Source organism: Ruminococcus sp. (assembly GCF_016283395.1).
Genome location: NZ_JAEEMU010000050.1, coordinates 22,226 through 38,674, shown reverse-complemented (window position 1 = coordinate 38,674; position 16,449 = coordinate 22,226). Strand labels below are relative to the sequence as shown.

The window sequence follows — 16,449 nt, the reverse complement described above, 5'->3', positions numbered from 1 at the left end:
CTATCATACTTCATAAAATGAAGCCCTTTCTTAAAGTAGGTATCGGCAAACAGCCTGTATATCCGAATGTCAGGGAGCTGCATAACAGCTGTTATGCATTGCAAAATACTTTTACCCCAAGGGATTATAACACAAAACACTGTAATTGTAAAGAGGCATTAACGTACAAAGGCTCCGATAGAAGTTCGGAGCCTCTGACGTTTTGAAATGGAAGAACAATTATTGATTGATAACAAGTTTTCTTAAAAATACAAGGTCAAAAACATCAGCAACGCCGTCTTCGTTGCAGTCGCACATAGAGCGTAGTCTTACCTTGCCAAGCAGAGCTCTCTGCAAGTAAACAAGGTCTGCAATATTGACTTCACCGTCATGGTTGATATCGCCAACGAGCTTTTCGGGTTTCACAGTAGTTGTTGTGGTAGATGTAGTCTGTGAAGTTGTTGAAGTCGTTGATGCAGCTGACGAAGTATTTGTTGCAGATGTGGAAGTTTCTGTAGAAGTAACCGTTGTTGTCGTTGTCGTAGGCTTTGATGTAGTTGTAGTTGTAGTAGTGGTAGGTTTTGATGTAGTCGTGGTGGTCGTAGTTGTGGTTGTAGTAGTCGGTTTTGAAGTAGTAGTAGTAGTTGTTGTTGTTGTCAGCTTTGATGTGGTCGTTGTGGTAGTCGTTGTCGCAGATGTGGTGGTTGAAGAAGTTATCTGAGGTGTATAAACATAATCAGTCTCAGATATTTCGGGATAATTCAGAGGAGTGATAGTATAGATCGCCTCAGGAGTATGATTTTTGTTAAAGTTCTTCGAGCCTTTCAGGAAGTAATCATACTTTATCTGACGGCCGTTCTTGCCGTCAAGGTCGTCCCATGTAACGTCCATGGCATACCAGATACCGTCCTCCATTTTGACATAATTCCACATATGAGCGGATTGTTCTTCTTCGTTAAGATTACCGAAAACGCATACACAAGGGATGTCAAGCCTGTCACATATGAGTTTGAATGCTTCGGAATATCCCTCGCAAACTACTCCCGGTTCAACAAGAGCACCAAGTGCTGAACTGCTGAATTTTGCCTCAGTATCATAATTAGTGAAATTAGCTATGTAATCATGGATACTTTTCAGTTTTTCATATCTTGTTTCGCCTGAGATATCAACTTTTTCAAGAGCCTCTTCAAGTCTTTCTCCGTATTCCTTAGCTTCATCTGCTGAGTCAAAGCAGCTCATATAAGCAGGATAGATAGTGATCTTGTATATCTGAGCGGTATAGCCTGATGATATCGGCCAGTTTGGAGTGAAGCTTGTGTCTTTTCCGATAGCTATAGACCATAGTGAAGGGTCTACCCAGTAGAGCTCGGGCATATCGAAAAATGCGCAGTCAAGTCCGGGTTTGCAGTTTTCAATGAATGCGTTTTGCAGCTTTTCTGCATCTTCGTCCTTGAAAGTCCTTGAGTAAGGTGAGGACGACAGCTTTACGCTGACAGGATTCGGAAGTGTTACCGTGAACCCCTGATTGGTTGGCTCAGTCAGATTTTTTACGGCATCGTATACAGCGAGATTGTTCTCGTCAAGCATATCACCGTAATTGTAAGAGTCGCTTGAGTAGTTTGATTTCAGTTCTGGATAGTCCGATAGCTGAACTTTGAAGATGTCGTAATCTCCGAGATACGTTTCATTCTCAATAATATCTGCATTGTCTGATGTCCAATCGCCGGCAGCAAACGCTGTGCTAAAGCAGCCGCAGGCAAGTATAGCCATAGATGTCATAACAGAGATCGTCGATGAGATTAATTTTTTCATAAAGATACCTCCTATTGAAGCAATTAATTCCCATCCCCTATGTATTCTTTTTCTATATACATATATTATATACAAAATTGCTATAAAAGTCAATGGGTTTTACTGATTTTTCATTAAACATTTACATTTAACTTTGCAGTTCTATAAGCCATACCAAAAGAGAATATCGCTATATATAGGCACAAATGCCGAAAACAACAAAAAAACAAGTTTTCAAGGATTATAATTTGTTATATTGTCTCTTGAAAATGTGTCAATGCTGTGATATACTTTTATTTGGAGATTTTGTGCTGTTATGCACCATAAATATTTGAAAGGTGAGATCCTTATAATGAATTTATCCCAGATGACAAAAGATGAGATCGCTTCGTTCAAGAGTGAGAACGAGAAGCTCTACAACGACTTTAAAGGTCAGGGGCTTTGTCTCAATATGGCAAGAGGTAATCCGTGTAAGGAGCAGCTTGAGCTGAGCGTTGATATGCTTAGGGCTTTCGATGACGGAAACTTTATGAGCGAGTGCGGAAATGATGTCCGCAATTACGGTATACTTGACGGTATCCCCGAAGCAAAGAAGCTGTTTTCGGATATGCTGGGCGTTGCTCCTGATGAAGTCATCATTTACGGTAATTCAAGCCTTAATGCAATGTTCTTCTCAATGCAGTGCGCTTTCAATAAAGGAATTCTCGGAAGCAAGCCGTGGTCACAGTGCGGAAAGATCAAGTTCCTTTGTCCTGTACCCGGTTATGACAGACACTTCAAGGTGACTGAGTTCTTCGGCGTAGAAATGATAAATGTACCTATGACTTCAACAGGTCCTGATATGGACATGGTAGAGGAGCTCGTAAAAGACGAAGCTGTAAAGGGTATCTGGTGTGTACCGCAGTATTCAAATCCTGACGGTATCTCATACAGCGATGAGACAGTAAAGCGTTTTGCTGCACTCAAGCCTGCTGCAAAGGATTTCAGGATATTCTGGGATAATGCTTACTGTATACATCATCTTACAGATAAGCCTAAATACATTCTCAACATACTTGATGAAGCCAAGAAGGTCGGCAACGAGAATATCGTTTATATGTTCGGTTCTACATCAAAGGTGACATTCCCAGGCGCAGGCGTTGCAGTAATGGGCGCAAGCAAGGAGAATATCGAAGAGCTTAAAAAGTACCTCGGTATCAGCATCATCGGTTTTGATAAAATGAACCAGATGCGCCATGTTAAGTATTTTGGTACATACGAAAATATGGTTGAGCATATGAAGAAGCACATGGCTATCATTGCTCCTAAGTTCAGTCTTGTATGCGATAAGCTCCAGAGTGAGATCGCACCTCTCGGTATTGGCACATGGACTACACCTGAGGGCGGATACTTCATCTCATTCAATGCACCTAAGGGCTGTGCAAAGAGAATAGTTCAGCTCTGTAAGGACGCAGGTGTAACACTTACAGGTGCAGGTGCAACTTTCCCATACGGAGTTGATCCAGAGGATAAGAACATCAGACTTGCTCCTACATATCCTCCGATAGAGGATCTTGCAAAGGCAATGGAGCTGTTTGTGATATGCGTAAAGATTGCAGCAGCTGAAAAGCTTCTTGCTGAATAAAAAAACAAAACTCCCGATGTTTCGGGAGTTTTCTGTTATGCAAACTCTTTTTTCAGTATGGCATAAACATAGAAATCGTTGTAAACAGATTCATCTTCCTTGCGTGGATAAAGCTCCTTATGTTCCGCTTCTCTGCGCATACCAAGTCTTTCTGCTAAACGCCATGACTTTTCGTTTCTTGTGTCGATAGTAGCGAATATACGTCGCACACCGAGAGTATTAAAGGCATAAGCGATCATTCCGCGTAAGCTCTCTGAAGCAAATCCATGTCCCTGATAAGAGAGATTGAACGTATATCCTATTTCATAGCTTCCACATTCTCTTGGTGAAAAGTATATTTTCCCTATGACCTTGCCGTTATGCACAACAGCAAAGAATTCATCACTTTCCGAGAAGTTGATAGCTTCCTGCACGCAGGCTTCTCTTGTGAAGGTCTCATATGGTTCAAAATATGTTACTTCCTTATCTGTAAGTATATCAGCAAGATCACTGTGATCGTCTGGAGTGAATTTTCTTACAGTCAGTCTTTCTGTTGAAAATAGTTCAGTCATAGCAGCACCTCAAATCATATATCATTATAATAAGAATTATATCTCAATATGCTGCCCGTGTCAATAAAAAAGCCATAGTATTCTTTAATTACTATGGCTTTTGGTGTATTCTGGATTATTTTGCAAATACTTCTCTTTCGATAACGTCCATATTTGCGTCAAAGTCAACTTGCAGAACGTTTCCGACTTCAACATCTGCGCCGTAGAATGTACCCTCGGCAGGTATCTGTATCTGCTTCATCTTGTATCTTGCTGCGAAAGGCAGTCTCAGTGAGAGCAGATAAGCGTCGAGAGTTGACATATTTGTTGAAACATCGGGTATAACGTCAGAAGCAAGGCGCTTGAACATTGAAGGTCTGAATGACTTGAGTTTTGCGATGATAAGGGACATTACACGACGCTGACGCTGTGTGCGCTCGAAATCGCTGTTGCCCACCTTACGTATACGAGAGTAGGACAGTGCCTGTTTGCCGTTAAGGTGGAGTTTTCCGCCGTGGTCAAGAAGGTCTGACATTCTGTCATCGCCCATAAGCTCGTTTACCTCAGATATGAGGATAACGTTGATCTCCTCGGCTTCTTCATCGCTGACTTCGATATCTATACCGCCGACTGAGTCAACAACGGATACGAATGAAGCAAAGTCCACAGAAACATAATCGTCGATACGTACATCGAAGTTATATTCGATAGTGTCCATGAGAAGCTCAGGACCGCCGAAAGCATAAGCTGCATTGAGCTTGTTCCAGCCGTTATTTGGTATCTCAACATAGCAATCACGCATGAAAGATGTCATAATAAGCTCATTGGTCTTGCTGTTGAGGGAAACAAGTATCATAGAGTCCGAACGTCCGCGGTCGTCATCTGTTCTTCCGTCAGTACCTATTACAAGTACGCTGCGTACATGGCTTCTGCCTGTATTATTTGCGTAATGAGTACGGTTGCCTGTTTCAACATGGTTCATTTTGCTGATAAGGCTTAAAGATGTACATGAATAGATGCCGAATAACAGCAGGAAAAGAACAAGTAATGACTTTATTACTCTGCCGATTATCTTTCTTGCAAGAGATTTATGCTTGCGATTTTTCTTTTTTGGCTGGTGTTCAGGCTCGGGAGCTGCGGCAGGTCTGTTCTGTGAAGCAGGACGTTGCGGCGGTGGCGGAGCTGTAGGTGCAGCAGGCGGCGGAGTCTGAGAATATCCGCTGTAGTTCTGAGGCGGCTGCTGATTATAGTCGTAATACTGTCCTGACTGCTGGTGCATAGGCGGTGGGGGAGCAGAGCTGTGAGGAAACTGAGGTGGCTGTCCTGATTGCGGGAACTGCGGCGGATCATTTGAAGTATACACCCTCTCACCGTTTTTCTGCTGTGGACGCTGAGGAGTGCTTCCAACCTTTCTCAGGTGAGGAAGCTCCTGACGGGGCTGCTGATATTGCCTGTAATCGTTAAGATCATCAGGCAGCAGCATTGTATCCTCATCGTCAGTATTTTTTATTTCGTCATGGTTTTTGCCATTATATCTGTTTGGCATGGTTGTGTCCTTTCTATGCTTTAAGAACCTGTATCAACGTTGCGGAAGATACAGGTTCTTTGGTTATTTATGTTTTTTTGATGCTTACGGCAATGTATGTGACAGCAGCCCAAACCAGATTATAGACGGTCAGTGCGGTAGCTGACATATACACATAATTGGAGCGGAATGCCTTTGAAAGTATCAGAAGCATACACAGTCCGAAGCCGAGAATTATTGAGGCAGTCTGTAGGATAAGACCTATTATAGCAGATGTATGAACTACCTTAGTGCCGATGAGAAGCTCGGCAAGTGAGGAGAATTTACCTGTAGTAGCCATTGAAGAGCTGAGACGTACAGCCTTTTTGGTCTCCTCGTAGAAGTCCTCATGGAGCTTTTTGGGAAGTATCCTTGACATATCCTCTGGTATACCGAAAAGCGTATTGAGCTTTTTAACAGTGATGCATGGATCAATGCTCTTAACGAATAAGCATATCTTATTCTTGCAGAGCTTCTTTGACCATTTCTTCACATAGCGGTCAGCAACTATATCAACTACGAACATCGCAGCAAGATTGCCTGATATCGAAAGGTACATTGCGTCCTTTTTGCCGTCCACCATTTCTGCTTCCTGAGTTTTTGTAGGTACTCCTTCGATGTTGTGGCTCGTCATAAGCTCGCGGTTTCCGAAAAGGACTCTCTTGTTGTTTATCCAGCCGCACATTCCCATACCCTCCTCATAGGAGTAGTTTTCAATAGGGTAGAGCACACCGTTTCTGCCTGCGATAACGTCTGTGAAGAGCTGTGACATTATGCTTCCTGCCGTAGCAGTAAGGCTTGCAGCCTCAAGAAGTGCTTCATCAAGCTTTGTATTCGAGAATACCTTGATACCGTCAAGTCTTACAGTACCCTCAGGGAAAAGAGAGCCTGCGTCAACAAGAATGGAATTAGTGTCATAGAAGTCGTCTACGCTCTGATATCCAAGCATTATGCCCTTGTTCCTGATCGCACTGTTTGAAACATTCTCCAGCGGTATATTGACTACGAAAGGCATAGCGATACATGAAGTAGCGCATATGAGCATACTGAATATTGAAAAACCGAATGCAGCCGAGTCAAGATTGAAGAAAGTGCCCTTACAGAAGAATGTAAGGAAGAATGAAACGATAATTGAAGCAATAAGGCATATAGGAGTAGCCTTTTTGCAGTATTCATCGGTCATATCAGATGAATAGGTATATCGCAGAAAATCGGTGAGAAAGTCCGTTTTCCTCATGGAAGCAAGGATAGGGAAGTCTCCGAGAGTTCCGCGTGTTATACGTTCTGCACGATCCTCATCTGTAACATAGGTAACGCCGTGACGGTCGAAATTCTTTGAAACGAATTTGAAATTCCTTGCTGCGCGCCTTATAATAAGGAGCTTGCCCACTGCGTTGATAAACAGAGCAAGGATACCCACTGGCATATAGATGTGTATATTTTCGGTCGTGACAAGATCTGGTCTGAGAAATGCAGGTATCAAAGCGATAAGGCAGGAAATAGCTGTAACTGCCGTCATGGAATCGCTGTCTGCTTTCAGGCTGACAAGTTTTTTTACGCCCTTTGTTATTACTGCCATTGATGAGAGTATGGATATAACTCCCAGCACCAGATGTGTGGTGAGGTATGTCTTTATATGCGACATACTCAGAAAATCCAGCAGCGGCAGCTGGAATTGATTGGATATAGTGATGAACAGGCTCAGAAAAGCCGTCATAGCGAGAATTACGACTCTGACGGAAATAGTGCTTTTCAGCTCATATATATCTCGTCCGACATCTTCAACATCGCCGTAATAATTGAAGTCAACGATACGTTTTGTTCGTTTGCGCTTTGAATGTACCGACATATACTCGTCAGCTTCCTGAGTTATGTGTACATCGAGCTGACCTGCGTCTATCTGTGCCTTTTCGCTGAGGTTGATGCTTGTGAGCTCAGCTCTCGGAGCAGGCTCAACAGGCTTTGCCGCCTCAACAGCAGCAGGTGACGGAACGATATCTGTTATCTGCTTGCGTCCCTCGGGACTTTCGGCAGCCTGTATTATCTGTATCCTTGTACGTTTTTTCTTTTTGAACTCAGGAGGAGAATACATATACTCGCCGTCAGGAGTTTCCTTAGCGTAGGTATAGTCGTTATCCTTTTTGCCCTTGCGCTTCTTTTTATATTTTTTACCGTCAGCTTCCTTGGCACGGGTAGATTCACTCATACGCCTTATCTTGGGAGCTTCATCGGGATTCATCTGTACCGGGGTGACAACACCTGACGGAATGACCTTTCGCTGAGGATTTGTCCGTATCTCGCTCATTGAGTCCGAGCTTACAACGGCTATCTTGTGCCGTGAAAGGTCGGCAGGCTTGACTGCGTCCGCAGGCTGTTCGTTGCGGAGCGCGTTGTCAAAAAGCGCGGATTTCTCGTGCGAAACAGGAGGTCTTGATTTTGCTTTCTGAACGATGTCGGGTGAGTCTACAGTTGAATTTATGATCTTCTGGGCATCTACTCTGCCCACTTTAGTCTTTGGTTCGTTGTTATCGGGAGAGTACTCGTCAAGAATAGCCTCCAGCGATGGTTTCTGTTCCGACATAATTATCTCCTTAGTTATTGCCTCTGCGCTGACGCAGCACCTCATACATAAAGATACCTGCTGCGACGGAAGCATTGAGTGAATTTATTTTTCCAAGCATAGGGAGTTTTATCATAAAATCGCATTTTTTCTGTATAAGCTTGCTCATGCCGAAGCCCTCAGAGCCGATAATAAGAGCGACTCCGCCTGTGAAGTCTGTCTCTGAGTAATCAGTGCCCGAGGCATCGGTGCCGTATATCCACACGCCGTTTTCCTTGAGTGTGTCGATACAGCTTGCAAGATTTGAGACTCTTGCAACAGGCACATAATTTGCTGCGCCTGCTGATGTCTTGAAAACAGTAGCGTTAAGGGAAGCACTTCTGCGCTTCGGGATAATAACGCCGTCAGCTCCCGATGTTTCGGCAGTACGGATAATAGCACCGAGATTATGGGGATCTTCGATCTCATCACAGATGATGATGAAAGGCTTAGTGCCTTTTTTCTGTGAAACAGCGAGGATATCCTCAACGGAAACATATTCACCGCAGGCTCCTTCGGCAACAACGCCCTGATGAGAAGCACCGCCTGACAGTCTTGAGAGCTTTTTATCATCGGCATCTTTTACTACGATGCCTTTTTCTTTTGCAAGTCGGCGGATAACACCGAGGCTACCGCCGTTACCGTTGATATATATAGTATCAAGGTTAGCACCTGATTTAAGTGCTTCGATAACGGGATTACGTCCGCATATTATATTTTCGGACGCTTCTGTAGTATTTTTCTCTTTTTCCATATCTTACAGAGGGCACAAAAGCTGCCCATGCTCCTTTTGTTCTGTGTTTTGTGATACTTACTTAAAACGAAATATCATTCCTATTATATCATTATTCGTCTGAAATTACAAGTGTTTTTTATTTTTCTCGGAAATACAGGCATTTTTATCTGTTTATATCTATGATAGAAAACTCAGGACGATTGAAAATTCTTGGTATGAATATCATTCTGAGGGGCTTTGCAAGTCCGCGGCTTATTATATGTACAGTGTCGCCGTAATGATACATACCTGTGGTATATTTCGGGAACAATCCCTGCTGCGGAGCATAAAGTCCCTGATCGAGGAGCTTTGGAATCCTCCACTGACCGCCGTGAGCGTGTCCCGAGAGTATAAGGTCGAAATCCTTATCGGTATTGAAGCCTTCGCCGAGGTAGTAGTCGATATCTTCTGGCTGATGAGCAACGAGTATATTGTAATGTTCATCGTCAAGATCATCGAAACACTCCTGAAGCTGAGTTGAATACTTATAGCAGACCTGAGCATTTATAGCACCGAAAAGACGTATATCCTGTCCGGTTACAGTGATATCTGCGTGATCTTCACCCATAAGTACGGGACATATCTTTCTTGCTTCATTGTAAAAATCCTCGATATCGCTTCTCATTTCCTCGTGGTTGCCCGGGGAATAGAAGCAGGGATACTCGTTGCTGAGAGCTCTCATAAGGGTGAGGGCGTGTTTCGTACCTCCCCACATATCAATGACATCTCCGCCGAATACAACGATATCGGGAGCGGCATCATGTACTCTGTCAATGAGAGCCGACTGATCTGTACCGCCGTAAAAGCAGTTATGCAGATCGGAGATGAATACTATCCTCAGCCCTTTGTCAAGCTTGTCGGACTTTACCTTGTACTTTACAGTCTGCATCACATATCCCCATGCAGTGAGGATAACATAGAAAATAAACAGTATAAGGAGTATTCTGAGTCTTTTTTTAGCTTTTGGGGATAATTTCTTACCCATTATTTTCCTCTTTCTGAAATAATGTTTATCATTTCTCCCACATTCTTCATGCCTGATACCTCGCGCATCTTGAAGCGCATACCGAATTCAGCTTCAACAGCACCGATGAGGTTGATATGCTCGATGCTGTCCCAGTCATCTATATCATCAGCTGTAGTAGAAGCTGTGACTGAGATAGAAGAGTCTCCGAAAACATCGCGGAAAACCTCATTAAGTCTTGGGATTATTTCGTTAGTATTCATTTTATAAGCTCCTTTTCTTTTGTTTTTATGACTTTATTTTTCTCTTTATAGTCAGTGATATCAAGGTGCCATACAGAGTCTCCGTTTTCGGCTTTTTCATCAAGAGAGAAGCCGAAATCACCGTAAAGCTCCGATACCATATTGTTCTTTGCGGTTTTGTAGTAATAGCCGTTGAGCCTTGTGATATCCTTAGCCTTAGCCTGACTTACAAGCTCGTCCAGCATAGCAAGCTCCATATCACGTTTTAAAACGCGGCAGCTCATGAGCCACAGCTCGATATCAAGGGCGTTGCCATTTATTTTTCCGATAACGACCGAAACTATACCGTTGTCGCCGAATTTATCACTGAGCTGACCGCAGAGACAGATATAGTCGCTGCTGATGCTTAGCTGCTGTATCTCATTTTCAGTATAGCGTCTTGTAGTAAGGTTGAACTGATTGCTCTTGTTGGTGAGCTGAGTCACACGCTGAATGTAAACAGGCTCAAATCCGCTTATTTCTGCCGTCATATCGAGACTGAGCAGATAATCGGCATAGCTTCCGAACTGCTTCTGCTGAGCAGCTCTTTTGGCATTTGCAGCATACATCTCCGAGCGGTGCATATCATCGGCGGAAAGGGAAGTAATCTCGAAAAATCCGCTTCTTGAAAGCATATACATAGCATCGTGGACGCTTGTTACGGGAATTGTCTGTACTGACGGCAGCTGTCCCTCAACAATGGCACATTCCGCAGGATTATCGTCAACGAACACAAATGAGTCGATACCGAGTGACAGTTCGTCAGCCGACTCTGCAATATTCTGATCTTTTGGCTGCCAGTTTGCCTTTATGGACACAAAATCATCGGGAGCAAGTATACTGCTGGGGTGTTTTAATCCGAGAAGAGCATTTTCTTCTTCATTTTTGGAACAAACAGCAAGAAGTACGCCGTAGTCCTTATATCCCTTGAGAAATGACTGAAATTCGCTGAATGACTGTCCTGTGGCAGTTTCAGGGCCTATCTCGATACCTTCCTGACCGTCATCACCGATAACGCCTCCCCATAGGGTATTATCAAGGTCAAGGTCAATGACCTTTTTGTTTTTGCCGTATACCGACTTGATGATACAGGCGATGCTGTGGGCAAGGTCAGGGATAACTTCCGTGCTCATGGCGTATTTATAGAGATACCAGTCATCGGCATTATGCCACTTTGTTAGTCCGCAGACTGATGAAAGGTAGTTGATATCATTCACGAAAAATCCTTTGTGTGTACGCGCCCAGTCCGACACAAAAACGTTCATGCGCTGGATAAAAGCAGCCTGTCCGCAGGTGCTCCAGCCGTCGAAGCTGCCTGAGCGGCGGAATAGCGGAAGCTCGAAATTATTCTGTATAACAGGGCAGGAGAAACGCTTTTCGAGGCTTTCCCATACCTGTCTGAATATATCTTCCTGCTCATCGAGCTTTGACTGTACACTTTCGGCAGTTTCCGTAGGACTGTCAGGGATAAGTGTAAGATTTCTTGAAGTTGTATGGATATAGATTATATCAGGGGAGAAGCTGTCAAGCTCTTCATTGCCGAAAACAGCATCTTCGTAGAATTTATTGTATTCAGACTGATAAAACTCAGGTTCAATGCCTGAATTCAGCAGGAAAAGCTCAAGAGCTGAAACGATATGATCGGTAGTCGAGCCGCCGAGAACAGCGATCTTTTTCTTTATGCGTTTGCTGCCGTCGCCGAGGAGCTCCTTGCGCAGACCGCGTTTTTTTCTCATTATATAGGCAGCATCAAAAGGAAAATCAAGCTCTTTCATTATGTCTCCTTATCTGATAAGATTGTTGTATATACTGTTTCTGTTTACTCCGACAGCTGAGAACGAACACATTGAGAACAGCAGGTCTGTAGCTCCCACCTGATTTATGAAATCAATGGCATTAAGCTCGAAATAGCGGATATCGCAGAGATAGATGTTCTCAAATGAGCTTGTGAGCATAGGCAGGAGAGCGTTTCCGTAGCTGTCCTTGAAAATAACGAGAGTTCTTCCGTTCTTACACTCTGTATTCACATGGACTATTCTCTCGTCAGAGCCGAATACCATATAGTATCCCGAATTCGGCATACTTGACGGGTCAAGCAGGAGATTAGCCACAACAGGATTCTGGAAATGTGTATCGTACTGAGTTACTGTTACAGGTGCCTTTGGCTTGTAGTAAACGAAGTCCTCGGGATTATTGAGGAGGGTAGCACTCTGGGTATACATATACAGTGTACCGACATAGCCTGGAAGCGTAACTGTTTCATATTCTGAAAGGTCTGCAAACGGCACACCTGCGGTGAGAGCGAATTTCTCAGCAGCGTAATAAGCACCGAGCGGCTGCCAGTGATGATCTGTACGTGAGTAGATAGCCTCATCCTTATGAGCCATAAGGGCTGAATATGCATCAACTGACATAACGTTCTGCAATGCCCCGTCAATGCTATCGAAATCTTCCTTCTCACTGTGTGCAAGGTCTTTATAGTTGTCAGGCAGATAGAATGAGCTGGAAGTAGGCAGCACCATAGAATAAACGTTGACATTTCCAAGCTTTTCCTTGTAAGCGTTCAGATACGAAGCATATTCCAGCTCTGTGCCCCATCCGCCGCCGTAGAGGGTTATACCGCGTTTATTCACGATAAGGATATTGTTTGTGAGCTCACCCTCAGCTGGAGCAGGTTCTTCCGTAGCAGGTTCAGTCGTCTCCTGTACAGCAGTAGTCGCTGTTGTGACTTCGGATATAAAAGGCTTTGCTGTCGTAGTGACAGACATGGACTTATTTTTCTTGGCACTGCTTCCGTAAAGCTCTGCGCCGTCATCACCGTCACCGTATTTTCTGCCTTTCAGCGGCATAAGATTATCAGCGATGAACTCCTTTATATTAGCTCTGTTATGGACTGTATCATCGAAATAATCAGCAATTCCCTCTGTATACTGACCGCTTGCATACGATTTTGCAGTTAATTTCGGGAATTTGGTCAGCATACGGTTTTCGTCATCAGCTTTTGTCTCATGGGGGAGCAGTGTCATGTATGAAAAACCGCCTGCAAGGAGAGCTCCCATAAGGATAATATTGGAGAGCGCGATAGTGTTCATGGTCTTTTTTCTGCGTTCTCTGCGGAGCTTTTTAGCCTTTACAGGTATATCTATCTCTGTATTTTCACGATCCGAAGCTGCTATTGATATAACAGGCTCAGGACGGACAGAGTTTTTTTCAGCGTCCTGGTTTTTATCTTTTTCGGACGTTGTATTCTTATTATTCTCACTCATTTGTTGTTTTCCTCTTTAAAATCTGAAATAAAGGAACGGATTTGTAGTAGCATCGACAAGCATAACACTTGTAACTATGAGCAGCAAAGCAGCAGCAATTGCAGCTGCCGAAGAAACAGTCACCTTTGTTACATAATGCTTGTCCGAAATGTTTTTGATACTGCTCAGTATCGGGAAACAGCAGATAACAGCCAATATCATAAGGTACATATTGTTCATGAGAGATATTTTGTCCTGTACTGCGATGAAGCCGTTTTTGCCGAAACCAAAAGCAGTTTTGAAGAATGTGCCGAGTTTGCCAAGTTCCTCAAAATAGAATATTCCGAAGCCTACGAATATAACGAATTTGCTGTAGATATGGCGGATAACAATAGGTATCTTCTTCATATTTTTCTTGCCTATTTTCATTTCGATGAAAACAAAGATACCGTAATAAAGCCCCCATATTATGAAATTCCAGCTTGCACCGTGCCATATACCTGTGCAGAGCCATACGAGGAAGAGTCCGCCGTACTTTCTGCGCTTGCCGAATATAGGGATATAGAGTACATAGTCGCGGAAAAATGTGCTGAGAGATATGTGCCAACGCTGCCAGAATTCGGTAATATCCTTGCATATGAAGGGGTGCTTGAAGTTCTCGTCAAAATGGAAGCCGAAAACTCTTCCGAGACCGATAGCGATGTCGGAATATCCCGAGAAATCAAAGTATATCTGCAAGCCGTAAGCAATAACACCGTACCATGCACCCAGCATAGTTGAGTTTCCTATATTGCCGAGGAAGCTGTCTGCGATAATGCTGAGCTGATTTGCTAAAAGCACCTTTTTCCCGAGACCCAGTGCAACTCTGTTAAGACCGTATGAAACATCGCTGAGAGTAATAGTGCGTTCTTCGATCTCTTTTTCGATAGTGCTGTATCTTACGATAGGACCTGCCACTAACTGAGGGAACAGTGTAAGGAAAAGCAGGAAGTTCTTGAAGCTTTTCTGCGGCTTGACCTTTTCCCAGTGACAGTCTATGATATATGATATGGTCTGGAAGGTATAAAAACTTATACCTATAGGCAGCTTGATATCAGGAACTGGTATTGAGGACGAAAAAAGGGCGTTGATATTTTCCACGATAAAACCGCTGTACTTGAATACTCCAAGCATGAGGAGGTCATAAACGACAACAGCTGCTGTTGCCGCAGTATCACCCTTTTTACCCTGATACTTCCCGATGAGCAGACCTGCTGAATAGTTAACGACAGCAGTAATGAGCATAAGGAAGATATACACGGGTTCTCCCCAAGCATAGAAAACAAGTGAGAAAATGATCAACACCGTATTTTTAGCTTTTGTTCCTCGTGCCACAGCATAGCACAGCAGGCACAGAGGAAGAAAAATATATATAAAGAATAATCTCGAAAAAACCATTGTTCTACCGCCTTGTTGCAAATAATCTTTTTATATCTATCTGTAGTAATACCGCGTAAAAGCAGGCGGAGCAATGTAAAGTAATAAAAGTATTATCAAAGTTGAAAACTCGTACAGACCATTGCAAGCCTGCACAGAATATTATACAACAAAAGCAGTGGAAATGCAAGCGAAAATGACATTGATTTTCAAAAATAAACAACTTTTTATAAAAATCGTATCAAACTACAAAAAAGATGTTTTTTTATGCTGAGTTTTTGACAGAAAAGAATCCCCTTTCAAAAAGGGGATTCTTGTAAAAAAACATATCAATAAGGATTAAACATATTGAATTCATGAATTAAATTATATTCATTACGCAAATCATAACCATATACGTCTAAATCAAATATTGCTTCGCCATATTTCCATGTTATCTTGCAGTCATCGCTGAATTTATAAACGATAAAACCTTCATCATTTGTTGTCTGGACATAGTCACAGTTGAATTTATCGCAACATTCGGCACCATGATAAGAGCAATAGTACTCATATGTTCCGTCGCCATTTATCCAGAAAAATATATATCGACAGTATTCATCTATAAAAGTACTTACTTCAGCGGTAATATAAATATGATGTTTCCCGTCAGGCGAATCAATTCTGTGTGCATAATATTCAGGACTGAATAATTCAAAATCCCAAACAAAACATAATCCATTTGACTGGTTATATATATCTTTTGGAACGGTTGTACGGAAAAGAATTATTTTATCGTTTTTAGGATAAAGCATAGGGTGTTCATTATACGTCTGTTCTGTTAAGAGAGTGTAAATATTGGAATTTTTCAGAGTTTCAATGTCCACATTAAAAAATTCGGCTGCTTGTACAAATTTTGATTCCTCGGTAAGTTCAAAAACCTCTGCAAATCTTCCAAATATAAAAGCTGCGTCAGGGGCACAGAAATGTACGCCGTTGCCGTATTCCTGAACAAGTGTGCCGAAGATAACATCGCTATCCTTAAAGAAATCGTCATCGTAGATATCAAGATATTGTTGTATTTCTTCCTCGCTTGTTCCTATGCCTGACAGATAGGAAGTTATATCCTCGGGTGACCTCATTAAGGCTGCGACATCAGTCGCTTTGTTTGCTGAGGATAAAATATCGACATCGCTAACAACTTTAAAGGCTTTTTCTGGAGATATTACAAGCTTTCTGAGTTCAATAAGGTCAAAAATATCGGTAGAAAGGTCGAAATTCAGATCGGAATACCCAAGTTCGTCGTAATAATATCTTCTATAATCGTCTGATCTGTTTCCGTGCATGATATGTGTCATTATAACAAGGTCGCCTACACTTATTTCTCCATCTTCATTAAGGTCGCCAACTATTCTTGTGTGTGTGTTATGCGTGATAAGATCATCCGAAAAATCAAGTGAACCGTCGGCAAAAGCATTTAAGGAAGATGCAGAAAAAGCTGTCAGTACTGAGGTGATAACAGAAATGAATTTTTTCATATGCGATACCTCCTTTTAGAACAGGAAGATGTGAATACTACTCCTTATACCATTATATCATCAGTTACTGGCTGAAATCTATGCGATCATATTGACAGACAATGAAACTTTCTTTAATTGAGCAATAAAAAATGCTTCCCGAATAGGGAAGCATTTTGAAAGTT

The 16,449-nt window shown here is 42.6% G+C and carries 12 protein-coding genes; 1 reads left to right on the top strand and 11 read right to left on the bottom strand.

Features of this window, described 5'->3' with window-relative positions:
• Window positions 1–219: 219 nt before the first annotated feature.
• Window positions 220–1,791 carry a transglutaminase domain-containing protein gene (locus QZZ41_RS13015; RefSeq protein WP_295072950.1) on the bottom strand — a complete coding sequence of 524 codons (1,572 nt, stop codon included), beginning with the start codon at window positions 1,789–1,791 and terminating at the stop codon, window positions 220–222.
• A 331-nt stretch (window positions 1,792–2,122) separates the two neighbouring features.
• Between QZZ41_RS13015 and QZZ41_RS13010 the strand changes: the two genes are divergently transcribed.
• Entirely contained in the window at window positions 2,123–3,394 is a 1,272-nt protein-coding gene (locus QZZ41_RS13010; protein ID WP_295072948.1) for an aminotransferase class I/II-fold pyridoxal phosphate-dependent enzyme, read from the top strand.
• 35 nt (window positions 3,395–3,429) lie between these two features.
• On the opposite strand, the gene QZZ41_RS13005 is transcribed toward QZZ41_RS13010, so the two are convergent.
• The 10 genes from QZZ41_RS13005 to QZZ41_RS12960 all read right to left on the bottom strand — a co-directional run bounded on the left by QZZ41_RS13005 (window position 3,430) and on the right by QZZ41_RS12960 (window position 16,285).
• Window positions 3,430–3,945, bottom strand: coding sequence for a GNAT family N-acetyltransferase (locus tag QZZ41_RS13005; RefSeq protein ID WP_295072944.1), 516 nt, complete (start codon window positions 3,943–3,945; stop codon window positions 3,430–3,432).
• A gap of 115 nt (window positions 3,946–4,060) precedes the next feature.
• Window positions 4,061–5,470 carry an LCP family protein gene (locus QZZ41_RS13000; protein WP_295072941.1) on the bottom strand — a complete coding sequence of 470 codons (1,410 nt, stop codon included), beginning with the start codon at window positions 5,468–5,470 and terminating at the stop codon, window positions 4,061–4,063.
• A 67-nt stretch (window positions 5,471–5,537) separates the two neighbouring features.
• The gene (locus tag QZZ41_RS12995) at window positions 5,538–8,069 is read right to left on the bottom strand and encodes a hypothetical protein (protein WP_295072939.1); all 2,532 of its coding nucleotides are present in this window, start codon (window positions 8,067–8,069) and stop codon (window positions 5,538–5,540) included.
• Window positions 8,070–8,079: 10 nt separating this feature from the next.
• A complete protein-coding gene (rlmB, locus tag QZZ41_RS12990) occupies window positions 8,080–8,841 on the bottom strand; it encodes a 23S rRNA (guanosine(2251)-2'-O)-methyltransferase RlmB (RefSeq protein WP_295072936.1) in 762 nt (253 codons plus the stop codon).
• Between the two features lie 145 nt (window positions 8,842–8,986).
• Window positions 8,987–9,847, bottom strand: a complete 861-nt coding sequence (locus QZZ41_RS12985) for a metallophosphoesterase (RefSeq protein ID WP_295072934.1) — start codon at window positions 9,845–9,847, stop codon at window positions 8,987–8,989.
• Entirely contained in the window at window positions 9,847–10,089 is a 243-nt protein-coding gene (locus QZZ41_RS12980; RefSeq protein WP_295072931.1) for an acyl carrier protein, read from the bottom strand. The genes QZZ41_RS12985 and QZZ41_RS12980 overlap by 1 nt, the downstream gene beginning before the upstream one ends.
• Window positions 10,086–11,882, bottom strand: a complete 1,797-nt coding sequence (locus QZZ41_RS12975) for an HAD family hydrolase (protein WP_295072929.1) — start codon at window positions 11,880–11,882, stop codon at window positions 10,086–10,088. Before QZZ41_RS12975 ends, QZZ41_RS12980 begins: the two co-directional genes overlap by 4 nt.
• A gap of 9 nt (window positions 11,883–11,891) precedes the next feature.
• Window positions 11,892–13,373 carry a DHHW family protein gene (locus QZZ41_RS12970; protein WP_295072926.1) on the bottom strand — a complete coding sequence of 494 codons (1,482 nt, stop codon included), beginning with the start codon at window positions 13,371–13,373 and terminating at the stop codon, window positions 11,892–11,894.
• A gap of 15 nt (window positions 13,374–13,388) precedes the next feature.
• Window positions 13,389–14,789, bottom strand: coding sequence for an MBOAT family protein (locus QZZ41_RS12965; protein WP_295072923.1), 1,401 nt, complete (start codon window positions 14,787–14,789; stop codon window positions 13,389–13,391).
• Between the two features lie 308 nt (window positions 14,790–15,097).
• Entirely contained in the window at window positions 15,098–16,285 is a 1,188-nt protein-coding gene (locus QZZ41_RS12960; protein WP_295072920.1) for a hypothetical protein, read from the bottom strand.
• Window positions 16,286–16,449 lie beyond the last annotated feature (164 nt).